Annotated in this window: 6 protein-coding genes; all 6 read left to right on the forward strand. The window is 32.9% G+C overall.

Annotated features, from left to right (window positions below; genetic code table 11):
• The first annotated feature begins 7 nt into the window (after positions 1–7).
• The 6 genes from EAI83_RS14830 to EAI83_RS14855 all read left to right on the forward strand — a co-directional run bounded on the left by EAI83_RS14830 (position 8) and on the right by EAI83_RS14855 (position 6222).
• Entirely contained in the window at positions 8–928 is a 921-nt protein-coding gene (locus tag EAI83_RS14830) for a GNAT family N-acetyltransferase (RefSeq protein ID WP_129975926.1), read from the forward strand.
• A complete protein-coding gene (locus tag EAI83_RS14835; RefSeq protein WP_129975928.1) occupies positions 915–1664 on the forward strand; it encodes a hypothetical protein in 750 nt (249 codons plus the stop codon). The genes EAI83_RS14830 and EAI83_RS14835 overlap by 14 nt, the downstream gene beginning before the upstream one ends.
• 13 nt (positions 1665–1677) lie before the next feature.
• On the forward strand, positions 1678–2997 hold the full coding sequence (locus EAI83_RS14840; protein WP_129975930.1) for a radical SAM/SPASM domain-containing protein: 1320 nt from the start codon (positions 1678–1680) through the stop codon (positions 2995–2997).
• 217 nt (positions 2998–3214) lie between these two features.
• A complete protein-coding gene (locus tag EAI83_RS14845; RefSeq protein WP_129975932.1) occupies positions 3215–4393 on the forward strand; it encodes a radical SAM protein in 1179 nt (392 codons plus the stop codon).
• Positions 4383–5231: a hypothetical protein gene (locus EAI83_RS14850; RefSeq protein WP_129975934.1), complete on the forward strand. Its 849-nt coding sequence runs from the start codon at positions 4383–4385 to the stop codon at positions 5229–5231. The genes EAI83_RS14845 and EAI83_RS14850 overlap by 11 nt, the downstream gene beginning before the upstream one ends.
• A gap of 7 nt (positions 5232–5238) precedes the next feature.
• Positions 5239–6222 carry a peptidase U32 family protein gene (locus EAI83_RS14855; RefSeq protein ID WP_129975936.1) on the forward strand — a complete coding sequence of 328 codons (984 nt, stop codon included), beginning with the start codon at positions 5239–5241 and terminating at the stop codon, positions 6220–6222.
• Positions 6223–6272: the final 50 nt, after the last annotated feature.

Below are 6272 nucleotides of genomic sequence, written 5' to 3' on the forward strand. Positions count from 1 at the left end.
AAATTATATGAAGTATAGTAGAGAAATGGAATATGGTCAAAATCATTTAGTGTGTAATTGGATAGCCAAACCGTCTTCGGAGTACCTAGATAATTGCATATTCAATAGATTGGATTTAAGCTATAGACATGGTATTTCATGGTTGCTTCTAAATAATGGTATCTCTACAAATATTATGCCTGTATATATTAATTCGGGGCGTGCTTGGATTAGTTTATTGCAGATTCCTTTAAATTCTTCGGAGTTAGGATTCCTATTTAAGTTTATATTTTCTAGCAAAAAAGAAGTGCAGCGAATTTCCTTTAAAACAACAGATGTTGACCCCGCTGATAGTTGGAAATGGACAATAGAAAATAGAGGCAATGCATGGTTTCTTGCATTGGATGATAACTATGAGGAAGTATTGAAACGTTCGTCTGGAAAAACAAGATATGATCTTAGATATGATAAAAAACGATTAATAAAAGAATTTGGAGATATTCAAATAAAATCATATCATATTTGCGATGTTCCAATACAAGTCCTTGAATTGTATCTTAGATTAAAAGAACAACAGTATGTAGTTCCACCGAACGAGAATACAATCGAAAAGTTAACTAATAATCCAAAGTTAGATATTACAGACGTATATGCGCTTTGTCTGAATTCGGAAATAATTGCAATTCAATTGAATTCAGAACATGGTGGTATAGCTAACCTTGTAAACACAACATATGATAAGAAATATCGGGATTTTTCGCCAGGAAGACTATTGTATGTTGGCGTGATAGAAATACTAATCAATAAAAATCGTAAAATATTATATTTAGGGAGTGGAAATGATTGGTATAAGCGTTTGTTTGGGGCAATGAAGACTGACTATTGGGTTGGAGATTCATTTAGGGATGAAATGACTATGAAGGCGGTGATTGAAAATGGATGTTCATAATAGTATTTTGAATAAACTTACTGAAGAATATATTGCAATATCAGGAGTAGAAGGTATATTTTGGGGTGGTAGTAGTTGTGGCTGTTCTCCGGAACCATATTCGGATATAGATATATTTATAGTTACAGATAATACCGTTCAGAGAAGACATGTGCTTCGCAAGGTTAATGGAGTAGATGTGGAAATTTTTATAAATCCGCTTGATCGAATATACAAACAAATGGAAATGGAAATTGAGGAAATTCACGATTATTGGGTTATTAAGATTTATGCATTTTCTGAAATTATATATGACCATCTAGGCAAAGCGGGTCAGTTAAAGGAAAAGGCATTGGAGATGTTCGGACGTACATTCTCAGATATAAATAAAAACAGAGATTTACAAAATTATTATAATGTATATGACGCATATCAAAAATATAAAGGTATGATACATAGGAATTTACATTGGAAAATAATGTACTATGAATGTATTAAATACTTGTTGGTTGCTTATTGTTATCACAATAAATTGCCACTAATACCTTGGAATAAAGCTCAGAGGTTATTTAGTGATGAGAAATATAGGAATAGATATCATTTAAAAGATATACCTGACGCGATTTTTTGCAATTTATTTATGTATTGTCTTACAGATAATGAAGAAAGTGCTATGCATAAGCACCTAGAGCAATTGTACAATTATTGTGTAAGTGAATCTGAGTTTAATCCGTCTGAATGCATTATTATTAAATGAAAGTGGTGAAAATATGTTCAAAATTTCAAAATACTGTATTCCTATAGAAAATGAAGGGCAGATGATTGTATTTAATACAATGACCTCATCTGTTATAAAGATGGACAAAGAAATGTTTCATCGAATATTTGAATTAAACATTATGCCAGATGATAAAAATACACTTCAAGCACTTGAGGAAATGGGATATATAGTTGATTCTTCTCTTGATGAAAATTTTAGATTGATGGTTTCGAGAAGAAAGTATCAATTTTCCAATAGTGGAATAACCAGTGCTGTTATTGCAGTTACCACAGAGTGTAATGCAAGGTGCTATTATTGTTATGAGAATGGAATCGAAAGGGCGGCTATGGATGTAGAAACCGCTGATAATATAGTGGATTTTCTGGATAAGAATTCACGAACAAGAAAATTAGTAATTCAATGGTTTGGAGGAGAGCCACTGTGTGCTGTTGACACAATAGATCGTATTGCCACTGGATTGAAAAGCCGCGGGATCGAATTCGCAAGTCTTATTACAACTAATGGATATTGTGTTAACGATGAAATCTTAAAAAAAGCTAGGGATGCATGGAATGTTAAACGTTTTCAGATACCTATAGATGCTCTTGGTGAAGAATACGATAAAATTAAAAATTATGTAGAATCCTCTTCAGAAAGGAAACCATTTGATATTGTTATAAAAAACATTCACTCAATTTTGGCTGTGGGATTCCATGTAAATGTTCGCACGAATTTTAATCCTAAGAACATAGAAACAACTCGAAAAGTACTTAATTTTCTTGCGGAAGAGTTTAAAGGAGAAAACAAGTTTTTTGCTTATCCAGAACCCATCACAGGTGTCGGGATGCCATCTGTAGTTGATTCGAATTTTGACGGCGAACTACATCCATATCTTGATTTGCTGATGGAAACAAGAAAATTGGGATTTTTATGTCCAACCTTGCTAATAGAGGATAACTATTTAGAAGGAGAGGAAGCTTTAAGTGGAATTAAATTGACTTCACGTCCTACTGGTTGTTATGCTACTCTATTAAACTCAATAGCAATTGATTCAAAAGGGGATTTATATAAATGCCATCGACTTTTAGGGCGTGGGGACAACTATTCATGTGGAAATGTCACTAAAGGATTAATATATAATTATAATTTAGAGAGGTTCTGCAATGATTCACCATGTTATGACGAATGCAACGAATGTGCACTTATGCCGCTTTGTCATGGTGGGTGTAAGGTGAAAAAAGAACTTTATGGAGGTCATAATGCTTGTATTGCAATCAAGAGTATTATTAAAGATGTGATACGAGTTTATGTAAGCGAACTCAGTAAATAATTTTACTGGGAGAAAGGAGGTTAGTGTATGGAAATCGTAAAACAGAAGTCTGTTGAGGAAATCATGGAAACCTGGAAAAACCAGCAGGAAAAAGCAGAATCTCAGATGTCTTGTTGCTGCTATTGTGGTGACTAAAAAGCATAAGTGATTCGGGTGTGATAGGGGGGATTTTAGGAATCTTACCCTATCACATTTTGATATAGGAGAGTTTAATTAGATGAAGACTTTTTCAAAAAAAATATGTGAAGAGACAAAAAAATCTAAACTTATCGTTTATGGAACCGGAGCGGTGGGAGAAATAGCATATTATGCATTGAAGAGTTGGGGAAGAGAACCAGATTTTTTTTGTGATCATGATCCGAATAAACGACAGTTTTTTAATATAGATGTATTGCAACCTGAAGAATTAACAAACATCAAGGATGTAGTAATAATTATAGCCTTTAAGGACTTTTTACGTAGTGCAGTAAGAATACTAAGACAGCAAGGTATAAGCAACTATTACTCGATGTTAGATTTGATTGGATTAGATATCGATAAAAGCTTACTTTCAATATCAGCACAGGAGTTTTTGGTTCGTAAAGGAAATTATGATGAATTACTAAATCATGCTGAGGATGATAATTGGATTTGTATTCAGCATTTAGAATTGGTGGTGACAGAACGGTGTACTTTAATGTGCAAAGACTGTTCAGCACTTATTCCCTATTATAAGCAAGCTAGTGATTTTGATGTTTCACAAATTTGCAAAAGCTTTGATAAACTCCTTAAAACGATTGATCAAATAGCTGAACTGAGTATTTTAGGTGGGGAGCCACTATTAAACAAAGAACTATTTAAGTTGCTAGAATATTATAGGAGTAGTGACAAGATAGGAGCAATTGTTATCTATACAAATGGTACAATATTACCGTGTGATGATTTGATTCGGTGTCTGATAAATTCAAATATATGGATACATATTTCAGATTATGGGGTGCCATCTTCTAAAATTGAGGAATTGTGTGCTTTATTTGAAGAAAAAGGAATACGCTATTTTGTAAAGAAATATGAAAAGTGGCAATCTGCCGGAGGTTTAGATAAACGTAACCATACGGATGAAACATTACGATGGATGTATTCTCGATGTTTTAAAGCAAGATGTTATTCGTTTTATAAAGATAAACTCTATGCGTGTGCAAGAGGATCAAACGGAGCTAGTATCGGTATTATTCCTGACGCAGATTATATCGATTATTCCATTGATGAAACGACAAAAGAAAGAAAAGAGCAGTTGTCTAAGTTAATTAGCAAAGAATATATTGAAGCTTGTAAATATTGCGACGGGATGATTGTAGGGCACGCAGATGTAGCACCAGCAATTCAAGTAAAAAGGAGTTGTAAAGATGATAAATGAAAAAAAAGTTCCTGATGAAATCGCTATAAATCTTTGCGAACTGATTGGCAGATCGAGCGAGGATATGCATAGTTGGATTGAGAGGCTGATAATAGATACCCCCTTTGGTAATTGTTCGAGAATTTATCTAGGTTCTTATTATTGTGACCATTATTTTTTACAAACAAGTGTAAGTCGATATACCGATGTTATATGTTTTGCACGAGAGAGAGAGATAAAAATAACCTTGGTTATTCCCCCATTGTTTGAAACAAATCTTGAAAAGGGTATTTCGCTTGCTGAAAAATTAATTAGTGAAGGTAGAGACCTGATTGATGAGGTGACAATAAATGACTGGGGAATGTTGCAATATTTCAGTAAAGTTAGTAATGTAAAAATTAACATGGGACGCCTTCTACAAAAGGACAATAGAGATCCAAGGTATATAGATTTTTTTAATGAAACGCATACTCATAGATGCTTTAGTGGATTCTATAAACAAATGCTAAGCACTAACAATGTATCATGTGTTGAATTAGACTGTACACATGGAAAAATATACATACCTGATTTATTATCAGATATAAAAGTGGCGGTTCATGGACCATGGACATATATGTCATTAGGTTCAATATGTCTTTTTGCTTCGATGAATAAAAGTGATAATAGAAAATTTCGGTATGCAGATATTTGTTCATGTGAGTGTAATAATGTGGCAGTAAAAATGAATTGTGACGATATAACACTCTATCGATTTGGTAGATCAATTCAATTCAAAAATGATAACTGCAAAATTATTTCAGAAGTGCCATATAGATATATTTATTCACCATTTAATGAATTGATAAAGGAGATGTGATTGTGATATGAATATATTAGCTCCTATTAATGATATTTCTAGAATTGAGTCACTAATTGACGCAGGGGCGGATGAATTTTTCTTTGGTTTTTATAATGACGAAGATATTGAAAAATTTGGACGTTATTTTGAATTAAATCGAATGTCGGGATTCGGAAGATATGCAAATAAATTTAATTATCAAGATTCACTAGAATTAGTAAAGAAAATTAGAGAAGCTGGTAAAGACAGTTATGTTACTCTTAACTCTAGTGGATATACGGAAGAAGCTTTGTTATATTTGGAAAAATATGTTTCAGGACTTATAGATGCTGGAGCAACCGGAATAATTGTGTCGTGTCCAGAAATGATTGATGTAGTTAGAAGGAATGGTGGAAATCCTGTCGTAAGCTGTGTTGGTACGGTATACAATTCTGCATCAGTAAGATATTTTCAAGAATTAGGTGCAGTTAGGATCATTGTTCCTAGAGACTTAAAAATGGAAGAAATCGCAAAAATGAAAAATGAAGTTCCAAACATGGAATTTGAAACATTTATTATGAGAAATGGATGCATTCTTTCTGACGGTAATTGCCTGGGACTTCATCAATTTGAACATGGAGGAATTTGTAACGACATACGTAAATCTGAAAAAAGATTTATGGTTGCAGATGAACATGATAGAAACAAATTAGTTGAGACACAAAAAAAATATGATGCTTGCTTGTATAAACATGCATGTGCCTTGTGTGGAATATATAGAATGATTCAAATAGGAATAGATGCATGTAAAATGGTCGGAAGAGTCGATAGGCCGGATCAAGTTTTAGAAGATATGAAAATAGTAAGTGAAAACCGGAAGATAGCTATGCAATGCTGGAATGAAAATGAATATTTTGAAAAAATGATTATTCCCGATGATCACGAAAATATTTGTAAACTTGGATATTCTTGTTACTTTCCAGAAATAATAAATCCCAAATTGAGCCTGCAAATAAAAAGTCAAGGCTAAATTGAAAGAACATTGAAAATTTTATACAGGTTGAAAATTGGGTATCAAAA

Origin of the sequence: Blautia sp. aa_0143, assembly GCF_004167315.1 — a bacterium.
Lineage (GTDB): Bacteria > Bacillota > Clostridia > Lachnospirales > Lachnospiraceae > Blautia_A > Blautia_A fusiformis.

Excerpts from the sequence above, each read along its gene's own strand:
- EAI83_RS14830 (WP_129975926.1), top strand. The coding sequence starts at position 8 with ATGAAGTATAGTAGAGAAATGGAATATGGTCAAAATCATTTAGTGTGT.
- EAI83_RS14835 (WP_129975928.1), top strand. The coding sequence starts at position 915 with ATGGATGTTCATAATAGTATTTTGAATAAACTTACTGAAGAATATATT.
- EAI83_RS14840 (WP_129975930.1), top strand. The coding sequence starts at position 1,678 with ATGTTCAAAATTTCAAAATACTGTATTCCTATAGAAAATGAAGGGCAG.
- EAI83_RS14845 (WP_129975932.1), top strand. The coding sequence starts at position 3,215 with ATGAAGACTTTTTCAAAAAAAATATGTGAAGAGACAAAAAAATCTAAA.
- EAI83_RS14850 (WP_129975934.1), top strand. The coding sequence starts at position 4,383 with ATGATAAATGAAAAAAAAGTTCCTGATGAAATCGCTATAAATCTTTGC.
- EAI83_RS14855 (WP_129975936.1), top strand. The coding sequence starts at position 5,239 with ATGAATATATTAGCTCCTATTAATGATATTTCTAGAATTGAGTCACTA.